Source organism: Streptomyces sp. NPDC107517 (assembly GCF_055582645.1).
Genome location: NZ_JBVJPM010000001.1, coordinates 645,888 through 663,846 on the forward strand (window position 1 = coordinate 645,888; position 17,959 = coordinate 663,846).

A 17,959-nucleotide genomic window follows, 5' to 3' on the forward strand; every position below is an offset into this window, starting at 1 on the left:
CCCAGGAGGGGGACCGCGATGTTGTCCACAGGACTGCCGCAGGGGGCGGTGCCCAAGCTCGAGCGCCCCGGACCGCTGCGCGAGCGGGTCTACGAGGCGCTGCTCGAACTGATCACGACGCGTGCACTTCAGCCGGGTCAGCACCTGGTCGAGAGCGAACTCGCCGGTCACCTGGGGGTGTCGAGGCAGCCCGTGCGTGAGGCGCTCCAGCGGCTGAACACCGAGGGCTGGGTCGATCTCCGTCCGGCGCAGGGCGCCTTCGTGCACGAACCGACCGAGGACGAGGCCGACCAGCTCCTCACGGTCCGCACGCTCCTGGAGGCCGAGGCGGCCCGCCTTGCCGCAGCGAACGCCGGCAAGGCCGGGATCACCGCCCTCGAAGAGCTCTGCGCCACAGGCGAGCAGGCCGTCGCCGACGGGGACGTCGAACTCGTCGTGGCGACGAACGCGGCCTTCCACGCCAAGGTCATGGAACTCGCGGGGAACGTCGTGCTCGGCGAGCTCGCCGGACAGGTGGACCGCCGGGTGCGCTGGTACTACCAGCCGGTCGCCCGCCAGCGCGGCAAGCAGTCCTGGATCGAGCACCGCGAGCTGATCGCGGCGATCGCGCAGCGGGACGAGGCGCGGGCGACGGCGGTCATGCGGGCCCACACCGAGCACACACGAGAGACGTACCACCGGCGCGACCAGGGGTAGGGGACGCGCCCCTGGAAGGGGCGCGGGGGAACAGCACGGCCGGGGCGCGCGGAACCGCACGGCGGGCCGCGGCCGGCCCGTCACCCGGCGCGGCGCCCCGACAGGGCCCGTGCCTCCGCCGCCAGCATCACCACCAGGATCACGACGAGCGCGGTGAGTTCCGCCACGGCGGCCACATGCATCCCGAGCAGCGCCGCGCCGAGCACCACCGGCACGGCCGCTGCCCGGAAGACGAGCGGGGAGAGCCGCATGGCCGTGCGGAACGCGACATCGCCGGCCAGGAACAGCGCGACACCGCCCGCGAGCGCGAGCGCGGGCCCGGTGTGCAGATGTTCACCGAGATGCCCGAGCGACTTCTTCACGCCCGCCGCGAGGAACGCGACCCCGAGCAGCATCGGCAGGAAGGCGTAGTAGTACGCGTTCATCGCGAGGCGGAAGCGGCGCGCGGGTTCCGTGGCCCGGAACGTCTCCTCGGCCGCCCCCTCGTCCCGTACGAAGTATGTCCACCACAGTGCGACCGCGACCGCGAGCGCCAGGAACGCGCCCCCGAACAGGCCCACCGTCAGCGGCTGGTCGCCGATGCCGATGCCGATCGCGATGACGGACTCGCCGAACGCGATGATCAGGAGCAGGCCGTGGCGCTCCACGAAGTGCCCCGGCTCCAGGCCGCCGAGCTGACCCCTGAGGTCGTCCGTCGTGCGCCCGCCGTGGCTGCGGGGACCGGCCTGGGCCAGGAACGGCGTGACGATCTGCAGCAGGATCGCGAGCACCCACCACGCGTCGGCGGCGAGCCCGTGGAAGAGGCCGGCCGTCGTCACGGCGAGCGCGGCCAGCGCGTTCGGCACCGCGTACCAGATCACGTCACGGCCGTGGCTGCGCGTGTACAGCGCGCTGTGCACCACGACGACGAGCAGGAACCCGAGCCCGAAGATCACGCCCCCGTCGGTGAAGGCGCGCGGGATGGCGAGCGCGCACACCAGGAACGCGCCCATCCCGACGATGAGCAGCAGCCGGCGTGAGGGCCGGTCGGGCGGCACCTGGTTGGTGAGGTAGGCGTAGGCGCCGTACATCCAGAACAGCACGACGAAGACGAGGACGACCCGGCCCGCCGTGGCGAACGACAGGTCGTGCGCGAGCAGCACGGTGATCTGCGTCAGGGTGAAGACGAAGACGAGGTCGAAGAAGAGCTCCAGCGTGCTGACCCGCAGTTCGGGGACGGGCCGTCGCTCCTGTGTCCTCTCCTCCGGTACGCGCGTGCTCTCCGTCATGCCAACCCCCTTGTGAAGCACGTCAGTTGTGCGAGCGACAGGGTACGCGGATCTGCCCTCCCGGCTCTTTGTCCTCTCACTGGAGAAAGTCATGGGTAATTGCTGCGCAACTTCTTCCCACTCCCGGCAAGCACTGCTACGTTCCCCTCGAAAGCCCGAAGACGGGACGACAGGCGGCCCGGTGAGGCGGGGAGGGGCACGTGAGACGCATGACGGCTCGACCCGCGAACGCGCACCAGGCGCGTCTGCTGCGTCTGCTGCGCGACGGCGGACCCAACTCCCGGGCCCAGCTGGGCGACCAGATCGACCTCTCGCGGTCGAAGCTGGCCGTCGAGGTGGACCGGCTCCTGGAGACGGGCCTCGTCGTGGCCGACGGACTCGCCGCCTCGCGCGGCGGGCGCCGCTCCCACAACATCCGGCTCGCCCCCGAACTGCGCTTCCTCGGCGTCGACATCGGCGCGACCTCGGTCGACGTCGCCGTCACCAACGCCGAACTGGAAGTCCTCGGGCACATCAACCAGCCCATGGACGTCCGCGAGGGTCCGGTCGCCGTCTTCGAGCAAGTGCTCGCGATGGCGGCCAAGTTGAGGGCCTCCGGGCTGGCCGAGGGGTTCGACGGAGCCGGGATCGGCGTCCCTGGACCCGTCCGGTTCCCCGAGGGCGTGCCGGTCGCGCCGCCGATCATGCCGGGCTGGGACGGTTTCCCCGTCCGCGAGGCCCTCAGCCAGGAACTCGGCTGCCCGGTCATGGTCGACAACGACGTGAACCTGATGGCGATGGGGGAGCAGCACGCGGGCGTCGCCCGCTCCGCGCGCGACTTCCTCTGCGTCAAGATCGGCACGGGCATCGGCTGCGGCATCGTCGTCGGCGGAGAGGTCTACCGCGGCACGACGGGCAGCGCCGGCGACATCGGACACATCCAGGTCGAGCCCGACGGACGCCAGTGCGCCTGCGGCAACAAGGGCTGCCTGGAGGCCTACTTCAGCGGCGCGGCACTCGCCCGCGACGCCGAGGAGGCCGCCCGCGAGGGCCGTTCCGACGAACTCGCCGCCCTGCTGGAGGCGGCCGGGAAGCTCAGCGCCGCCGACGTGGCCGTCGCGGCCGCCGCCGGCGACGCCACCTCACTCGATCTCATCCGCGAGGGCGGCAACCGCACCGGGCAGGTCATCGCCTCACTCGTCAGCTTCTTCAATCCGGGCCTCGTGGTGATCGGGGGCGGCGTGACCGGCCTCGGCCACACGCTTCTCGCCGCCCTGCGCACCCAGGTCTACCGCCAGTCACTGCCCCTGGCGACCGGCAACCTCCCCATCGTCCTCGGCGAGCTCGGCCCCACCGCCGGAGTCATCGGCGCGGCCCGCCTGATCAGCGACCACCTGTTCTCACCGGCGTAACACCGCCCGGCGTAACACCGCACGAGATCACCACACCAGTACGGCGCTCAGCTCCGCCCTGCCCTGGCACCGGCCCGCACCCGCCGAGGGGATCACTCATGGCACCGGAACCACCCCTGCTCACCATGTCCGGCATCACCAAGTCGTTCCCCGGCGTCCGCGCCCTCGACGGCGTGGACCTGGAGGTCCTGGCCGGTGAGGTGCACTGCCTCCTCGGCCAGAACGGCGCGGGGAAGTCCACCCTCATCAAGGTCCTCGCCGGCGCCCACCAGCCCGACGACGGCACGATCACCTGGCGCGGCGAGCGCACGGTGCTCAAGTCGCCCATCGCCGCGATGCGCCTCGGCATCGCCACCATCTACCAGGAACTCGACCTGGTGGAGGGGCTGTCCGTCGCCGAGAACGTCTACCTCGGACACGAGCCGACCACCGCCGGATTCGTGGTCCGCGGACGTGACGCGCGCACCACGACCGCCGCACTGCTCAAGCGGCTCGGGCACGAAGAGGTCGACCCCGGCACGCTCGTCGGCGACCTCTCGGCGGCCCAGCAGCAGATCGTCTCCATGGCCCGCGCGCTCTCCCACGACGTCCGCCTCATCGTCATGGACGAACCCTCGGCCGCCCTCGACCCGGACGAGGTCGACAACCTCTTCCGCATCGTCGACTCCCTCACCGCGGACGGCGTCGCCGTCGTCTACATCTCGCACCGCCTGGAGGAGATCCGCCGGATCGGCGACCGCGTCACCGTCCTCAAGGACGGCCGGGCGGTCGCGGGCGGACTGCCCGCCAAGGAGACGCCGACCCGCGACGTGGTGGCCCTCATGACCGGCCGGAACGTCGAGTACGTGTTTCCCGAGCGCCCCTCGGGACCGCCTCGCGCCGAACCCGTCCTGACCGTCAAGGGCCTCTCCCGGCATGGGGAGTTCGCGCCACTGGACCTCGAACTGCGGCCCGGCGAGATCGTCGGCCTCGCGGGCCTCGTCGGCTCGGGACGCTCCGAGATCCTGGAGACGATCTACGGCGCACGCAAGGCCACTACCGGACAAGTCGTCGTCGACGGACGGGTGTTGCGGCCCGGCAGCGTCCGCGCCGCCGTCCGCGCCGGTCTCGGCCTCGCTCCCGAGGAGCGCAAGGCACAGGCACTCCTCATGCTGGAGTCCGTCACCAACAACGTCTCCGTCTCCTCCATGTCCCGCTTCTCGTACGGGGGCTGGCTGGACCGGGGCAAGGAGCTCGACGCCGCGCGGGCCGCGACCCGCGAGCTGTCCCTGCGCCCCGACAACCCGTCCGCGCCGGTGCGCACCCTCTCCGGGGGCAACCAGCAGAAGGCCGTCCTGGCCCGCTGGCTGCTGCGGGGCTGCCGCGTCCTCCTCCTCGACGAGCCGACCCGCGGCGTGGACGTCGGCGCCCGCGCCGAGCTCTACGCCGTCATCCGCCGCCTCGCCGACGACGGCCTCGCGGTCCTCATGGTCTCCAGCGAGGTCCCCGAGGTCCTCGGACTCGCGGACCGGGTCCTGGTGCTGAGGGAGGGCGCGGTGATCCACGAGTCGCCGGCGGCGGACCTGGACGAACACAGGGTCCTGGACCTGGTCCTCGCCGGAGCCCAGCAGCGCCCCTGAAGGGGCGCGGGGAACGGCGCGAGAAACCCCCACCGGCCCGCAGCCCGGAGGCCCTTGCGCACCACCCCGCCCCTGTCCGGCTTCACGCCCAAGAACCCGCACCCGAAGGGAGCCCGGCACCATGACCCAGCCCGCATCCCCCGCCCGGCCCGCCACCCCGAAGACCGCGCCCGCCGGCCCCCGCCCGAGAGGGTTCCGCCCGGACATGCGGACCCTGTCCCTGGTGGGCGTGCTCGCCGCCCTCGTCCTGATCGGCGGCATCACCCAGCCCGACTCGTTCCTCGACACGAACAACGTGCAGCTGATCCTCACGCAGGCGTCCGTCATCGGTGTCGTCACCGTCGGCATGACCTTCGTGATCATCTCCGGCGGCATCGACCTGTCGGTCGGCGCGATCGTCGCCCTCGCGAGCGTCTGGGCCACCACGGTCGCGACGCAGGAGTACGGCTTCGCGGGAATCCTGTTCACCGCCGTCGTCGTGGGCGTCGCCTGCGGACTGGTCAACGGACTGCTCATCGCGTACGGAGGCATGGTCCCGTTCATCGCCACCCTCGCGATGCTCGCCTCGGGCCGCGGCCTCGCCCTCCAGATCACGGACGGCAAGACCCAGACCGTGTCCGTGAACAGCGTCCTCAAGCTCGGCGAGCGCGACGCCTACATCCTCGGCATCCCGCCGCTCGTCCTCGTCTTCGCCGCCGTCACCGTCGTCGGCTGGCTGATCCTGAACCGTACGACGTTCGGCCGCCGCTCCGTCGCCGTCGGCGGCAACGCCGAGGCCGCGCGGCTCGCCGGCATCGACGTACGCCGTCAGCGCCTCTACCTCTACCTCCTGTCGGGCCTGTGCTGCGGCATCGCGGCCTTCCTCCTGATCGTCCTGGCCGGTTCCGGACAGAACACGAACGGCAACCTCTACGAACTCGACGCCATCGCCGCCGCGATCATCGGCGGCACCCTGCTCACCGGCGGCCGGGGCACCATCACCGGCTCCGTGCTCGGCGTACTGATCTTCACCACGATCACCAATATCTTCGCGCTCAACAACCTGCAGAGTGACGTCCAGGAGATCGCCAAGGGGGCGATCATCGTCGCCGCGGTCCTGGTCCAGCGACGCACCTCCACCACCACTTCTTGACTCGGGAAGGGCCCACCGACATGCCAGAGACCACGAGCCGCAGAGGACTGCTCTTCGGGGCGGCAGCCGCCGTCACCACGGGCGGACTGCTCACCGCCTGCACGAGCAACGAGCCCAAGGACGCGAAGCCCGCGGCGAACGACAAGCCCGCCGCGGACGACAAGCCGGGCAAGCACGTCACCATCGGGTTCGCGGGCCCGCAGGCCGACCACGGCTGGCTGAACGCGATCAACGACAACGCCACCGAGCGCGCCAAGAAGTACTCCGACGTCACCCTGGAGGCGACGGAGGGCTCCAACGACACCGCCGCGCAGATCGGGCAGGTCGAGACGCTCATCAACAAGAAGGTCGACGTCCTGGTGATCCTGCCGGCCGACGGCAAGGCCCTCACCCAGGTCGGCCTGAAGGCGATGCGCGCCGGCATCCCCGTCGTCAACCTCGACCGGATCTTCAACACCCCGCAGGCGTACCGCTGCTGGATCGGCGGCGACAACTACGGCATGGGCCTGAGTGCCGGCAACTACATCGGCGAGCAGCTCAAGGACAAGAAGAACGCCAAGGTCGTCGAGCTCGCGGGCCTCGACAACCTGGAGCTCACCAAGCAGCGCACCCAGGGCTTCGACGACGCCCTGAAGAACTTCCCGAACATCAAGAAGGTCGCCCGCCAGGCCGCCGAGTTCACCGTCGAGTCGGGCCAGTCGAAGATGTCGCAGCTCCTCCAGGCGCAGAAGAACTTCGACGCCCTGTGGAACCACGACGACGACCAGGGCGTCGGCGCCCTGCGCGCCATCAAGCAGGCCGGCCGCGACGACTTCCTGATGGTCGGCGGCGCCGGAGCGCTCTCCGCCATGCAGGCCATCGAGGCGGGCAACAGCGTCCTCAAGGCGACCGTCCTCTACCCGCCGACCATGGCCGCCTCCGCGATCGACCTCGCGCGCGCCCTCGGCCAGGGCAAGGGCGTCAGCGGCATGGCCGAGTTCGAGATCCCGGCCCACGTGACGCTCTTCTCGGCGGTCGTCGACAAGGACAACGTCGCGCAGTACATGCCGACCGGCTTCAAGTGATGGATGCCCCACAGCGCATCTCGCGGGACCGGAGTCGACGAGGAGGACTACTGCATGGGCACGACTGAGGAGCCCGGGGCCGGACCGCGTCCCCTGGGTGTCGGCATGGTCGGCTACGCCTTCATGGGCGCCGCCCACTCCCAGGGCTGGCGCACCGTGGGCCGGGTCTTCGACCTGCCGCTGCGGCCGGTCCTCGCGGCCGTCTGCGGCCGGGACGGGCAGGCCGTGCGCGCCGCGGCCGACCGGCTCGGCTGGGGCGCGGCCGAGACGGACTGGCGGGCGCTGATCGCCCGCGAGGACGTCGACGTGGTCGACATCTGCACCCCGGGCGACAGCCATGCGGAGATCGCCGTCGCCGCCCTGGAGGCGGGCAAGCACGTCCTGTGCGAGAAGCCGCTCGCCAACACGGTCGAGGAGGCCGAGGTGATGGTCGAGGCGGCCGAACGGGCCCGCGCACGCGGCCAGTTGGCTATGGCCGGCTTCAACTACCGGCGCCTGCCCGCCACCGCGCTCGCCCGTCGCATGGTCGAGGAGGGCCGCATCGGCGCCCTGCGCCACGTGCGCGTCTCCTACCTCCAGGACTGGCTCGTCGACCCCGACTTCCCGCTCACCTGGCGGCTGAAGAAGGAGTACGCGGGCTCGGGCGCCCTGGGCGACCTGGGCGCGCACGCCGTCGACCTCGCGCAGTACCTGGCGGGTGAGTCCCTCGTCGGCGTCTCCGCGCTCACCGAGACGTTCGTACGGGAACGACCGGTCCTCAGGGACACCGTGGGGGCGTCGGCCGGGCTCGCGGCGGGCGACGCCGGGACCGGGCGCGGCCCGGTGACGGTCGACGACGCGGCGCTCTTCACGGCCCGCTTCGCCTCCGGCGCGCTCGGCTCCTTCGAGGCGACGCGCTTCGCCTCCGGCCGCAAGAACGCCCTGCGCATCGAGCTCAACGGAGAGAAGGGCTCGCTGGCCTTCGACCTGGAGCGCCTCAACGAGCTGTCGTTCCACGACCACACCGAACCCGGGGTCAGCGCGGGCTTCCGCCGCATCCTCGTCACCGAGCCCGGCCACCCCTACCTGGAGGCCTGGTGGCCGCCGGGCCACGGCCTCGGCTACGAGCACACCTTCGTGCACCAGGCCCGCGATCTGGTCCACGCCATCGCGTCCGGCCACCAGCCCGAACCCTCCTTCGCCGAGGGCCTGCGCGTGCAGCGCGTGCTCGCCGCGGTGGAGGAGAGCGCGCTCAAGAACTCCGTCTACACCCCCATCCCGGTCTGAGGAGGCACGGCTCATGCCACGCCAGTTCACCCTGTTCACCGGACAGTGGGCCGACCTGCCGCTCGAAGAGGTGTGCAGGCTGGCCCGCGACTTCGGGTACGACGGCCTCGAACTCGCCTGCTGGGGCGACCACTTCGAGGTCGACAAGGCCCTCGCGGACCCCGGCTACCTCGACTCGCGCCGCGCCCTGCTCGACAAGTACGGCCTCAAATGCTGGGCCATCTCCAACCACCTGGTGGGGCAGGCGGTGTGCGACGCGATCATCGACGAGCGCCACCGGGCGATCCTGCCGGCCCGCATCTGGGGCGACGGCGAGGCCGAGGGCGTACGGCGGCGGGCCGCGACCGAGATGCAGGACACCGCGCGGGCCGCGGCGGCGTTCGGCGTCGACACCGTCATCGGCTTCACCGGCTCGTCCATCTGGCATCTGGTCGCCATGTTCCCGCCCGCGCCCGAGTCGATGATCGAGCGCGGCTACCAGGACTTCGCCGACCGCTGGAACCCCATCCTCGACGTCTTCGACGAGAACGGCGTCCTGTTCGCGCACGAGGTCCACCCGTCGGAGATCGCGTACGACTACTGGACCACGCAGCGCGCCCTCGACGCCGTCGACCACCGGGCCGCCTTCGGCCTGAACTTCGACCCCAGCCACTTCGTGTGGCAGGACCTCGACCCGGTCGGCTTCCTGTGGGACTTCCGTGACCGGATCTACCACGTCGACTGCAAGGAGGCCAGGCGCCGACTGGACGGCCGCAACGGCCGCCTCGGCTCGCACCTGCCCTGGGGCGACCCGCGCCGCGGCTGGGACTTCGTCTCCGCGGGCCACGGCGACGTGCCCTGGGAGGACGTCTTCCGGATGCTGCGGTCCATCGACTACGAGGGGCCCGTCTCGGTCGAGTGGGAGGACGCCGGCATGGACCGGCTCCAGGGTGCCCCGGAGGCGCTCAAGCACCTCAAGGCGTTCGACTTCGAGCCGCCCACGGCGTCCTTCGACGCGGCCTTCGGCGGCTCCGACTAGCGGCCGGCCGGCCACGTTTGTCCTGCGCGGAGAGAAAGTCAACGCCTTTGCTGTGCAAGGGCTTTCCGTCCCGGACAAACGTGGCTACGGTCCAATGTTGTACAGGACACGCACAGTTCCGGGGTGACGGCGCATCCCGGCGTACCGATCGCACCCGCCCCAAGCGCATGCGCGACACGCTCCCGTCCGTACGCACGCCCTTTTCCGGAGGAACTCCGTGCACAGGAAACGCCCGAGATTCCGCAAGGCACTCGCACTCCTCACCGGCTCACTTCTCGCCGGAGCCTCATTCGCGATCGGCGCCCCGCACGCCGGCGCGGCGCCCGCCCCCGACGCCGCGGCCGCCGCGGAGGACTTCCAGCAGGTGACCCTCGCCAAGGGCGCCGAAGAGGTCGGCGAGCCCATGTCGCTCGCCGTCCTGCCGGACCGCAAGGTCCTGCACACCTCGCCCGACGGCGTCCTGCGCCTGACCGACGAGAACGGCACCACCAAGGTCGCCGGCAAGCTCGACGTCTACTCCCACGACGAAGAGGGCCTCCAAGGCGTCGGCGTGGACCCGAAGTTCAGCGACAACCACTTCATCTACCTCTACTACGCGCCGCCGCTCGACACCCCCGCGGGCGACGCCCCGAACGACGGCACGGCCGCGGACTTCAAGCCCTTCGACGGCCACAACCAGCTCTCGCGCTTCGTGCTCAACGCGGACGGCACGCTCGACAACGCCAGCGAGAAGAAGATCCTGGAGATCCCCACCTCGCGCGGCATCTGCTGCCACGTGGGCGGCGACATCGACTTCGACAAGGACGGCAACCTCTACCTGTCGACGGGCGACGACTCCAACCCCTTCTCCTCCGACGGCTACACGCCGATCGACGAGCAGCCCACCCGCAACCCGGCCTACGACGCCCGGCGTTCGGCCGGCAACAGCAACGACCTGCGCGGCAAGGTCCTGCGCATCAAGGTCAACGAAGACGGCACGTACTCCATACCCGACGGCAACCTCTTCGCCCCGGGCACGGACAAGACCCGCCCCGAGATCTACGCGATGGGCTTCCGCAACCCGTTCCGGATCAGCGTCGACAAGCCGACCGGCATCGTCTACGTCGGTGACTACGGCCCCGACGCCGGCACCGCCGACCCGAAGCGCGGCCCCGCGGGCCAGGTCGAGTTCAACCGCATCACCAAGGCCGGCAACTTCGGCTGGCCGTACTGCACGGGCAACAACGACGCGTACATCGACTACGACTTCGCCACCAAGACGTCCGGCGCCGCCTTCGACTGCGCCGCGCCGAAGAACACCTCGCCGCACAACACGGGCCTCGTCGACCTGCCGCCCGCCCAGCCGGCCTGGATCCCCTACGACGGCGGCTCCGTGCCCGAGTTCGGCACCGGCTCGGAGTCCCCGATGGGCGGCCCGGTCTACCGCTACGACGCGGCGAACACCTCGCCCGTGAAGTTCCCCGAGGCCTACGACGGCGACTTCTTCGCCGGTGAGTTCGGCCGCCAGTGGATCAAGCGGATCGAGCAGGACGGGGACGGCAAGGTCACCTCGATCAACCCCTTCCCGTGGACCGGCACGCAGGTGATGGACATGGCCTTCGGACCGGACGGCGCCCTGTACGTCCTGGACTACGGCCTGTCCTGGTTCGGCGGCGACGAGCACTCCGGCCTCTACCGCATCGAGAACGCGACCGACGGCCACTCGCCCGTCGTCGACGCCAAGGTCGACAAGACCTCGGGCCAGGCCCCGCTCAAGGCCCGCTTCTCCTCGACCGCGACCGACGCCGACAGCGACGCGCTGACGTACTCCTGGAACTTCGGCGACGGCACCACCGGCACGGGCGCAGCGCCCAGCCACACGTACAAGAAGAACGGCACCTACACCGCGACCGTCACCGCCAAGGACGCGACGGGCCGCACCGGCAGCGCCGACGCCCACGTCGTCGTCGGCAACACCGCGCCCAAGGTGACCCTCGAACTCCCGGCGGACGGCCAGCTGTTCACCTTCGGTGACGAGGTGCCCTTCAAGGTGAAGGTCACCGACCCCGAGGACGGGACCATCGACTGCTCCAAGGTCAAGGTCACGCACATCCTCGGCCACGACAGTCACGGCCACCCGATCACCTCGGCCAACGGCTGCTCGGGCACCATCAAGACCTCCGCGGACAGCGAGCACGACCCGAACGCCAACATCTTCGGGGTCTTCGACGCCGAGTACACCGACAAGGGCGCGAACGGCCAGCCCGCGCTGACCACTCACGACCAGAACGTCACGCAGCAGAAGCACCGCCAGGCCGAGCACTACGGCGACTCCAAGGGCGTCAGCATCACCGCCCACACCCCGGCGGAGGGCGGCAAGACCGTCGGCGACATCAACAACGGCGACTGGATCTCCTTCAAGCCGTACGTCCTGAGCAACGTCAAGTCGTTCACCGCGAGCGTCGCGTCCGCCGGCAGCGGCGGCACGCTGGAGATCCGCAGCGGCTCCGCCACCGGACGCCTCCTCGGCAGCGCCAAGGTCGAACCCACCGGGTCCTGGGAGACGTACAAGGACGTCACCGGCACCATCAGCCGGGCGCCCGACAAGACCACGACGCTCTTCCTGGTCTTCAAGGGTGCAGGCACCGACGCCCTCTTCGACGTGGACGACTTCACCTTCACCACCGGCTGAGGAAGGAGCAGGACTGTGCGCACCTCCACCCGTATCGCGCTCGCGGCCTCCGCCGCCGCCCTGCTCATCGGCGGTGTCTCCGCTCCCGCGTCCTCCTCACCGGGGGACGCGGGGGCGGGGGGCCGGGTCCTGGTCTTCTCCAAGACCGCGGGCTTCCGCCACGACTCGATCCCCGAGGGGATCGCCGCCGTGCAGGACCTGGGCGCCGCCAACGGCTTCGCCGTCGACGCCACCGAGGACGCCGGCGCGTTCACCGACGCCAACCTGCGCCGCTACGACGCCGTCGTCTTCCTCTCCACCACCGGCGACGTGCTCGGCGCCGACCAGCAGAAGGCCTTCGAGCACTACATCGCGAAGGGCGGCGGCTACGTCGGCGTCCACGCGGCCGCCGACACCGAGTACGACTGGCCGTTCTACGGCGGGCTCGCCGGCGCCTACTTCCAGAACCACCCGGCGATCCAGCCCGCCACGGTCAAGGTCGAGGACCGGGGCAACCCGGCCACCGCCCACCTCGCCCCGACGTGGAACCGCACCGACGAGTGGTACAACTACCGCACCAACCCGCGTGAGCACGCCCACGTCCTCGCCTCGCTCGACGAGTCCTCGTACACCGGCGGCACCATGGCGGGCGACCACCCCATCTCCTGGTGCCAGAACTACCGGGGCGGCCGCTCCTTCTACACCGGCGGCGGCCACACCAAGGAGTCGTACGCCGACCCGGCCTTCCGGCAGCATCTGCTCGGCGGGATCCGCTGGGCGAGCGGTGCCGCGCAGGCCGACTGCCGGCCCGAGAGCGGCTACACGTCCCTGTTCGACGGGACCGCCGAGTCGCTCAACGACTGGAAGCAGGCCGGACCCGGCTCCTTCGAGCTCTCGGACGACGGCACGCTCACCTCGGCCGGCGGCATGGGAATGCTCTGGTACGCGGGCCGCCCGCTCGGCTCGTACTCCCTGAAGCTCGACTGGAAGATGGCCGGGGACGACAACTCCGGTGTCTTCGTGGGCTTCCCGGAGTCCGACGACCCCTGGTCGGCCGTGAACAACGGCTACGAGGTCCAGATCGACGCGACCGACGCACCCGACCGCACCACCGGGTCCGTCTACAGCTTCCAGTCCGCCGACGTGAAGAAGCGCGACCGTGCGCTGAACCCGCCGGGGGAGTGGAACACGTACGAGATCCGGGTCGAGGGCGAGCACCTGCGGATCTGGCTCAACGGCGTGAAGGTCAACGACTTCACCAACACCGACCCCGCCCGGAGCCTGCGCGACGGGTACGTCGGGATCCAGAACCACGGCAACGACGACCAGGTGTCCTTCCGTGACATCCGCGTCAAGGACCTGCCCGCGAAGCCGGGCGCCGGGTCCGGCCACTAGACGACGGCGGGCGGGGGACGCCGGACCCCCGCCCGCCGTCCCGGCACCACCACCGCAACTCCGGCTCCTGGTTCGCGTACGACAAGGAGGCTGCCCATGTCCGCCGAACCCACTTCCCCCACCGCCCGCTTCGGAGTCTGGCTCATCGGGGCCCGTGGCTCCGTCGCCACCACCGCGGTCGCGGGCTGCGCCGCCGTCGGCGCGGGCCTGCACCCCCCGACCGGCATGGTCACCGAGACCGAACCCTTCGCGGGCGCCGGACTGCCAACGTTGTCGTCGCTCGTCTTCGGCGGACACGACACCGTCGACTGCCCGCTGCCCAAGCGCGCCGAGCACCTCGCCGCCGGAGGCGTCCTGCCGCACGGCCTGCCGGCCGCGGTCGGCGCCGAACTCGCCGCCGCCGACCGCGAGATACGCCCCGGCGGCCCCCAGCCGGGGGACTCCCGATCCGACGACGAACTCATCGCCGACTTCGCCGCCGACATCCGTGACTTCGCCGACCGCGGCTCACTCGCCGGCACCGTCGTCGTGAACGTGGCGTCCACGGAACCCGCCCCCGACAGCAGCAGGCTGCCCGCCAGCTCCCTCTACGCGGCGGCCGCCCTGCGCGCGGGCTGCCCGTACGTCAACTTCACCCCCTCCACCGGCCTGCACCACCCCGCGCTCGCCGAACTCGCCGCCACCTGCGGCCTTCCTTACGCGGGCCGTGACGGCAAGACCGGGCAGACCCTCCTGCGGTCCGTGCTCGCGCCGATGTTCCTCCAGCGCTCCCTGTCCGTGCGGGCCTGGTCCGGCACCAACCTCCTCGGCGGCGGCGACGGTGCCGCGCTCGCCGACCCCGGCGCCGCGGCGGCGAAGAACGCGGGCAAGGAGCGCGTCCTCGCCGACACGCTCGGGGCCGCGCCCGAGGGCGAGGTCCACATCGACGACGTGCCCGCGCTCGGGGACTGGAAGACCGCCTGGGACCACATCGCCTTCGACGGGTTCCTCGGCTCCCGCATGATCCTCCAGACGATCTGGCAGGGCTGCGACTCGGCGCTCGCCGCCCCCCTCGTCCTCGACCTGGCCCGCCTTCTCCTGCGCGCCCACGAGCAGGGCGTCGAGGGGCCCCTGCCGGAGCTCGGCTTCTACTTCAAGGACCCCGACGGCGACGCGTCCCCGGCGCTCGCCGAGCAGTACGCGACGCTGGTCGGCCTCGCCGGACGCCTGCGGTGACCGGCCGCGCACAGCACCTGCGTGCCTGGGTCGAGCTCCTGCGTCTGCCCGCTCTGTTCACCGTCCCCGGCGATGCCCTCGCGGGCGCGTCGGCGGTGGGCCTGCGCCCCGGCCGGGGCGCCTTCCTCGCCATCGGGTCGTCCCTGTGCCTCTACGAGGCGGGCATGGCCCTCAACGACTGGGCGGACCGCGCCGAGGACGCCGTGGACCGCCCGCACCGCCCGCTGCCGTCAGGGCGAATCCGCCCCGCAGCGGCCCTCGCGGCAGCGGGCGGCCTCACCGCCGCGGGCCTGGCCCTCGCGACCCGGGCGGGCCGTCCCGCCGCCCTGGCCGCGGGCACGCTCGCGGCGACGGTGTGGGCGTACGACCTGGGCCTGAAGAAGACTCCGGCGGGACCCGTGGCGATGGCCGCGGCGAGAGGGCTCGACGTGCTGCTGGGCGCGGCGGCGACCTCGGGCCGACTCCCTCGCACGGCACTGCCCGCGGCCACGACGCTGGCCGCCCACACGCTCGCCGTCACCGCGGTGTCCCGCAACGAAACCCAGGGCGGCGACATCAAAGCCCCCCTGGGCGCGCTCGCCGCGACCCTCGCGCTGACCCGGATCACCGGGCGCGCCCCACGACTCCCGGCAGGCCGGCGGGTAGCAGCCGCCCCCGGCCTGTCGGGGACCACCACCGTCGCCCTGGCCGCCGCCTACGCGGCCACCGCGGCCCGCCCTTATTTCCACGCCGCCCTCAACCCCTCGCCGCCCCTGACCCAGCGTGCGGTGGGCGGTGGCATCCGCGCCATGATCCCCCTCCAGGCCGTCCTCGCGGCCAGGGCCGGCGCCCCCAGGACCGCTCTGATCACCGCCGCCCTCGCGCCGCTCGCGCGGCGCATCGCACCGAAGGTGAGCGTCACATGACCATCCGCTGGGGATACGGCACGAACGGCCTCACCGACCTGCGCCTGGAGGACGCCCTCGCCGTCCTCGCCGACCTGGGATACGACGGCGTCGGCCTCACCCTCGACCACATGCACCTGGACCCCCTGGTCCCGGACCTGCCCACCCGCACCCGGCAGGTGGCCCGCGCCCTCGACCGGCACGGCCTGACCGTCACCGTCGAGACCGGCGCCCGCTACGTCCTCGACCCGCGCCGCAAGCACGGCCCCTCGCTCCTCGATCCCGACCCGGACGCGAGGGCCGCCCGCACCCGGCTCCTCATCAGGGCCGTGCAGGTCGCCGCCGACCTCGGCGCCCACGCCGTGCACTGCTTCAGCGGCATCACCCCGGACGGCACGGACGACGGCACGGCGTGGAAGCGGCTCGCCGACGCGCTCGCCCCCGTCCTCGACGCGGCCGGCGCCGCCGGAGTCCCGCTCGCCATCGAGCCCGAGCCCGGCCACCTCCTGGGCTCACTCGCCGACTTCCACTACCTCCGTGAGGAGTTCGGCGGCCCGGAAGCCCTCGGCCTGACCCTGGACATCGGGCACTGCCAGTGCCTCGAGCCGCTGCCGCCCGCCGACTGCGTGCGTGAGGCCGCCCCCTGGCTGAAGCACGTACAGATCGAGGACATGCGGCGCGGTGTCCACGAACACCTTCCGTTCGGCGAGGGCGAGATCGACTTCCCGCCGGTGCTCGAAGCCCTCGAGGCCACCGGCTACCAGGGACTGACGGTCGTGGAACTGCCCCGCCACTCGCACGCGGGGCCCCAACTCGCCGCGGACTCCCTGCGGTTCCTGCGCGCCGCCGCCAGAGGAGGCACCCGATGACCGACGCGTCTCCGGGCATCGCGGCCCTCCGTGCCCGCACCGACGCCTCCCTCGGCGAAGCCGCCCGCAGCTGGCTCGACAAGGCCGCGGCGGTGGCCGCCGCTGACGACGGGGGCGATCAACAAGCGTCGGCCGCATGGGAGTTGAGGTTCGCCGAAGCGGGACGCCGCTGTGGCGCCGAGCACGCCGACAGTGCCCGCATCGTCCTCCTGCACGCGGCCCGCGCCGACACCGCCACCCTCACCCGCCTCTACGAACAGGGCGCCGCCGCCGAACGCCGTGCCGTCCTCGCGGCCCTGCCCCACCTCGTGCCAGGGCCCGAGGCGCTGCCCCTCGTCGAGGACGCGCTGCGCACGAACGACACCCGGCTCGTCGCCGCCGCCGTCGGCCCCTACGCCGCCGAGCACCTCACCGCGCACCACTGGCGGCACGCCGTCCTGAAGTGTCTGTTCACCGGCGTGCCGGTGTCCGCCGTCGCCGAGCTCGCCGAACGGGCGCGCGGAGACGCCGAACTCGCCCGCATGCTCGGCGACTACGCGAACGAGCGCACCGCCGCGGGCCGCCCCGTCCCCGACGACCTGCACCGCGTGCTGGCCCTGACCCCCCTGGTCGTGCCCCCTCCCCACAAGGCCGAGGAGTCCTGATGCGCATCTTCGACCCGCACATCCACATGACGTCGCGTACCACCGACGACTACGAGGCCATGTACGCGGCCGGCGTACGGGCGATCGTCGAGCCGTCCTTCTGGCTCGGCCAGCCCCGCACCTCGCCCGCCTCGTTCTTCGACTACTTCGACGCGCTCCTCGGCTGGGAGCCCTTCCGCGCCGCGCAGTACGGGATCGCCCACCACTGCACACTCGCCCTCAACCCCAAGGAGGCGAACGACCCGCGTTGCGCACCCGTCCTCGACGCGCTGCCGCGCTACCTCGTCAAGGACAACGTCGTCGCCGTGGGCGAGATCGGCTACGACTCCATGACCCCCGCCGAGGACACCGCGCTCACCGCGCAGCTCCAGCTCGCCGCCGACCACGAACTCCCCGCGCTCGTGCACACCCCGCACCGCGACAAGCTCGCCGGACTGCGCCGCACCCTGGACGTCGTACGCGAGTCGGACCTGCCCCTCGACCGGGTGCTGATCGACCACCTCAACGAGACCACGGTGAAGGAGGCCAAGGACGCGGGCTGCTGGCTCGGGTTCTCCGTCTATCCCGACACCAAGATGGACGAGGAGCGGATGGTCGCGATCCTCACCGAGTACGGACCCGAGCAGGTTCTGGTCAACTCGGCCGCGGACTGGGGCAAGAGCGACCCCCTCAAGACCCGCAAGGTCGCCGACGCGATGCTGAAGGCCGGCTTCACCGAGGACGACGTGGACCGCGTCCTGTGGCGCAACCCCGTCGCGTTCTACGGCCTCAGCGGCCGGCTCGACCTCGACGTCGCCGGGACCGACGCCACCCACGAGGGGAACTCCATCCTGCGCGGCGGGGCGTGA

15 protein-coding genes are annotated in these 17,959 nt (G+C 71.7%); 14 read left to right on the plus strand and 1 reads right to left on the minus strand.

The features are described 5' to 3' along the window. Nucleotides 1-18: 18 nt before the first annotated feature. The gene (locus tag ACZ67T_RS02780; RefSeq protein ID WP_469981170.1) at nt 19-696 is read left to right on the plus strand and encodes a GntR family transcriptional regulator; all 678 of its coding nucleotides are present in this window, start codon (nt 19-21) and stop codon (nt 694-696) included. An 80-nt stretch (nt 697-776) separates the two neighbouring features. Here ACZ67T_RS02780 and ACZ67T_RS02785 read toward each other — a convergent pair whose 3' ends face one another. Continuing rightward, nucleotides 777-1,964 (minus strand): low temperature requirement protein A, encoded by a 1,188-nt coding sequence (locus tag ACZ67T_RS02785; protein WP_469981171.1) that lies wholly within the window; start codon nt 1,962-1,964, stop codon nt 777-779. A gap of 209 nt (nt 1,965-2,173) precedes the next feature. On the opposite strand from ACZ67T_RS02785, the gene ACZ67T_RS02790 reads away from it, so the two are divergent. From ACZ67T_RS02790 to ACZ67T_RS02850, 13 genes are all read left to right on the plus strand, one after another. Continuing rightward, on the plus strand, nt 2,174-3,355 hold the full coding sequence (locus tag ACZ67T_RS02790; protein ID WP_399968049.1) for an ROK family transcriptional regulator: 1,182 nt from the start codon (nt 2,174-2,176) through the stop codon (nt 3,353-3,355). A gap of 98 nt (nt 3,356-3,453) precedes the next feature. Continuing rightward, nucleotides 3,454-4,974 carry a sugar ABC transporter ATP-binding protein gene (locus ACZ67T_RS02795; protein WP_469981172.1) on the plus strand — a complete coding sequence of 507 codons (1,521 nt, stop codon included), beginning with the start codon at nt 3,454-3,456 and terminating at the stop codon, nt 4,972-4,974. A gap of 121 nt (nt 4,975-5,095) precedes the next feature. Further along, complete coding sequence (locus ACZ67T_RS02800; RefSeq protein WP_469981173.1) at nt 5,096-6,106, plus strand: ABC transporter permease; 1,011 nt, start codon at nt 5,096-5,098, stop codon at nt 6,104-6,106. A gap of 20 nt (nt 6,107-6,126) precedes the next feature. After that, nucleotides 6,127-7,170 carry a substrate-binding domain-containing protein gene (locus ACZ67T_RS02805; RefSeq protein WP_469981174.1) on the plus strand — a complete coding sequence of 348 codons (1,044 nt, stop codon included), beginning with the start codon at nt 6,127-6,129 and terminating at the stop codon, nt 7,168-7,170. A gap of 54 nt (nt 7,171-7,224) precedes the next feature. Next, on the plus strand, nt 7,225-8,436 hold the full coding sequence (locus ACZ67T_RS02810; RefSeq protein ID WP_469981175.1) for a Gfo/Idh/MocA family protein: 1,212 nt from the start codon (nt 7,225-7,227) through the stop codon (nt 8,434-8,436). Nucleotides 8,437-8,449: 13 nt separating this feature from the next. Next, nucleotides 8,450-9,454 carry a sugar phosphate isomerase/epimerase family protein gene (locus ACZ67T_RS02815; RefSeq protein WP_469981176.1) on the plus strand — a complete coding sequence of 335 codons (1,005 nt, stop codon included), beginning with the start codon at nt 8,450-8,452 and terminating at the stop codon, nt 9,452-9,454. Nucleotides 9,455-9,671: 217 nt separating this feature from the next. Beyond that, nucleotides 9,672-12,125, plus strand: a complete 2,454-nt coding sequence (locus ACZ67T_RS02820; RefSeq protein WP_469981177.1) for a PQQ-dependent sugar dehydrogenase — start codon at nt 9,672-9,674, stop codon at nt 12,123-12,125. A 15-nt stretch (nt 12,126-12,140) separates the two neighbouring features. Beyond that, complete coding sequence (locus tag ACZ67T_RS02825) at nt 12,141-13,499, plus strand: ThuA domain-containing protein (protein ID WP_469981178.1); 1,359 nt, start codon at nt 12,141-12,143, stop codon at nt 13,497-13,499. Nucleotides 13,500-13,595: 96 nt separating this feature from the next. Beyond that, a complete protein-coding gene (locus tag ACZ67T_RS02830) occupies nt 13,596-14,714 on the plus strand; it encodes an inositol-3-phosphate synthase (protein WP_469981179.1) in 1,119 nt (372 codons plus the stop codon). Next, the gene (locus ACZ67T_RS02835) at nt 14,711-15,619 is read left to right on the plus strand and encodes an SCO3242 family prenyltransferase (protein WP_469981180.1); all 909 of its coding nucleotides are present in this window, start codon (nt 14,711-14,713) and stop codon (nt 15,617-15,619) included. Before ACZ67T_RS02830 ends, ACZ67T_RS02835 begins: the two co-directional genes overlap by 4 nt. Then, the gene (locus tag ACZ67T_RS02840) at nt 15,616-16,467 is read left to right on the plus strand and encodes a sugar phosphate isomerase/epimerase family protein (protein WP_469981181.1); all 852 of its coding nucleotides are present in this window, start codon (nt 15,616-15,618) and stop codon (nt 16,465-16,467) included. Before ACZ67T_RS02835 ends, ACZ67T_RS02840 begins: the two co-directional genes overlap by 4 nt. After that, a complete protein-coding gene (locus ACZ67T_RS02845) occupies nt 16,464-17,111 on the plus strand; it encodes an EboA domain-containing protein (protein WP_469981182.1) in 648 nt (215 codons plus the stop codon). The genes ACZ67T_RS02840 and ACZ67T_RS02845 overlap by 4 nt, the downstream gene beginning before the upstream one ends. Further along, nucleotides 17,111-17,959, plus strand: coding sequence for a TatD family hydrolase (locus ACZ67T_RS02850; protein ID WP_469981183.1), 849 nt, complete (start codon nt 17,111-17,113; stop codon nt 17,957-17,959). Before ACZ67T_RS02845 ends, ACZ67T_RS02850 begins: the two co-directional genes overlap by 1 nt.

Bases quoted from the DNA above. Each gene is read 5' to 3' on its own strand.
- ACZ67T_RS02780 (WP_469981170.1), top strand. From the start codon at position 19: ATGTTGTCCACAGGACTGCCGCAGGGGGCGGTGCCCAAGCTCGAGCGC.
- ACZ67T_RS02785 (WP_469981171.1), bottom strand. From the start codon at position 1,964: ATGACGGAGAGCACGCGCGTACCGGAGGAGAGGACACAGGAGCGACGG.
- ACZ67T_RS02790 (WP_399968049.1), top strand. From the start codon at position 2,174: ATGACGGCTCGACCCGCGAACGCGCACCAGGCGCGTCTGCTGCGTCTG.
- ACZ67T_RS02795 (WP_469981172.1), top strand. From the start codon at position 3,454: ATGGCACCGGAACCACCCCTGCTCACCATGTCCGGCATCACCAAGTCG.
- ACZ67T_RS02800 (WP_469981173.1), top strand. From the start codon at position 5,096: ATGACCCAGCCCGCATCCCCCGCCCGGCCCGCCACCCCGAAGACCGCG.
- ACZ67T_RS02805 (WP_469981174.1), top strand. From the start codon at position 6,127: ATGCCAGAGACCACGAGCCGCAGAGGACTGCTCTTCGGGGCGGCAGCC.
- ACZ67T_RS02810 (WP_469981175.1), top strand. From the start codon at position 7,225: ATGGGCACGACTGAGGAGCCCGGGGCCGGACCGCGTCCCCTGGGTGTC.
- ACZ67T_RS02815 (WP_469981176.1), top strand. From the start codon at position 8,450: ATGCCACGCCAGTTCACCCTGTTCACCGGACAGTGGGCCGACCTGCCG.
- ACZ67T_RS02830 (WP_469981179.1), top strand. From the start codon at position 13,596: ATGTCCGCCGAACCCACTTCCCCCACCGCCCGCTTCGGAGTCTGGCTC.
- ACZ67T_RS02840 (WP_469981181.1), top strand. From the start codon at position 15,616: ATGACCATCCGCTGGGGATACGGCACGAACGGCCTCACCGACCTGCGC.
- ACZ67T_RS02845 (WP_469981182.1), top strand. From the start codon at position 16,464: ATGACCGACGCGTCTCCGGGCATCGCGGCCCTCCGTGCCCGCACCGAC.
- ACZ67T_RS02850 (WP_469981183.1), top strand. From the start codon at position 17,111: ATGCGCATCTTCGACCCGCACATCCACATGACGTCGCGTACCACCGAC.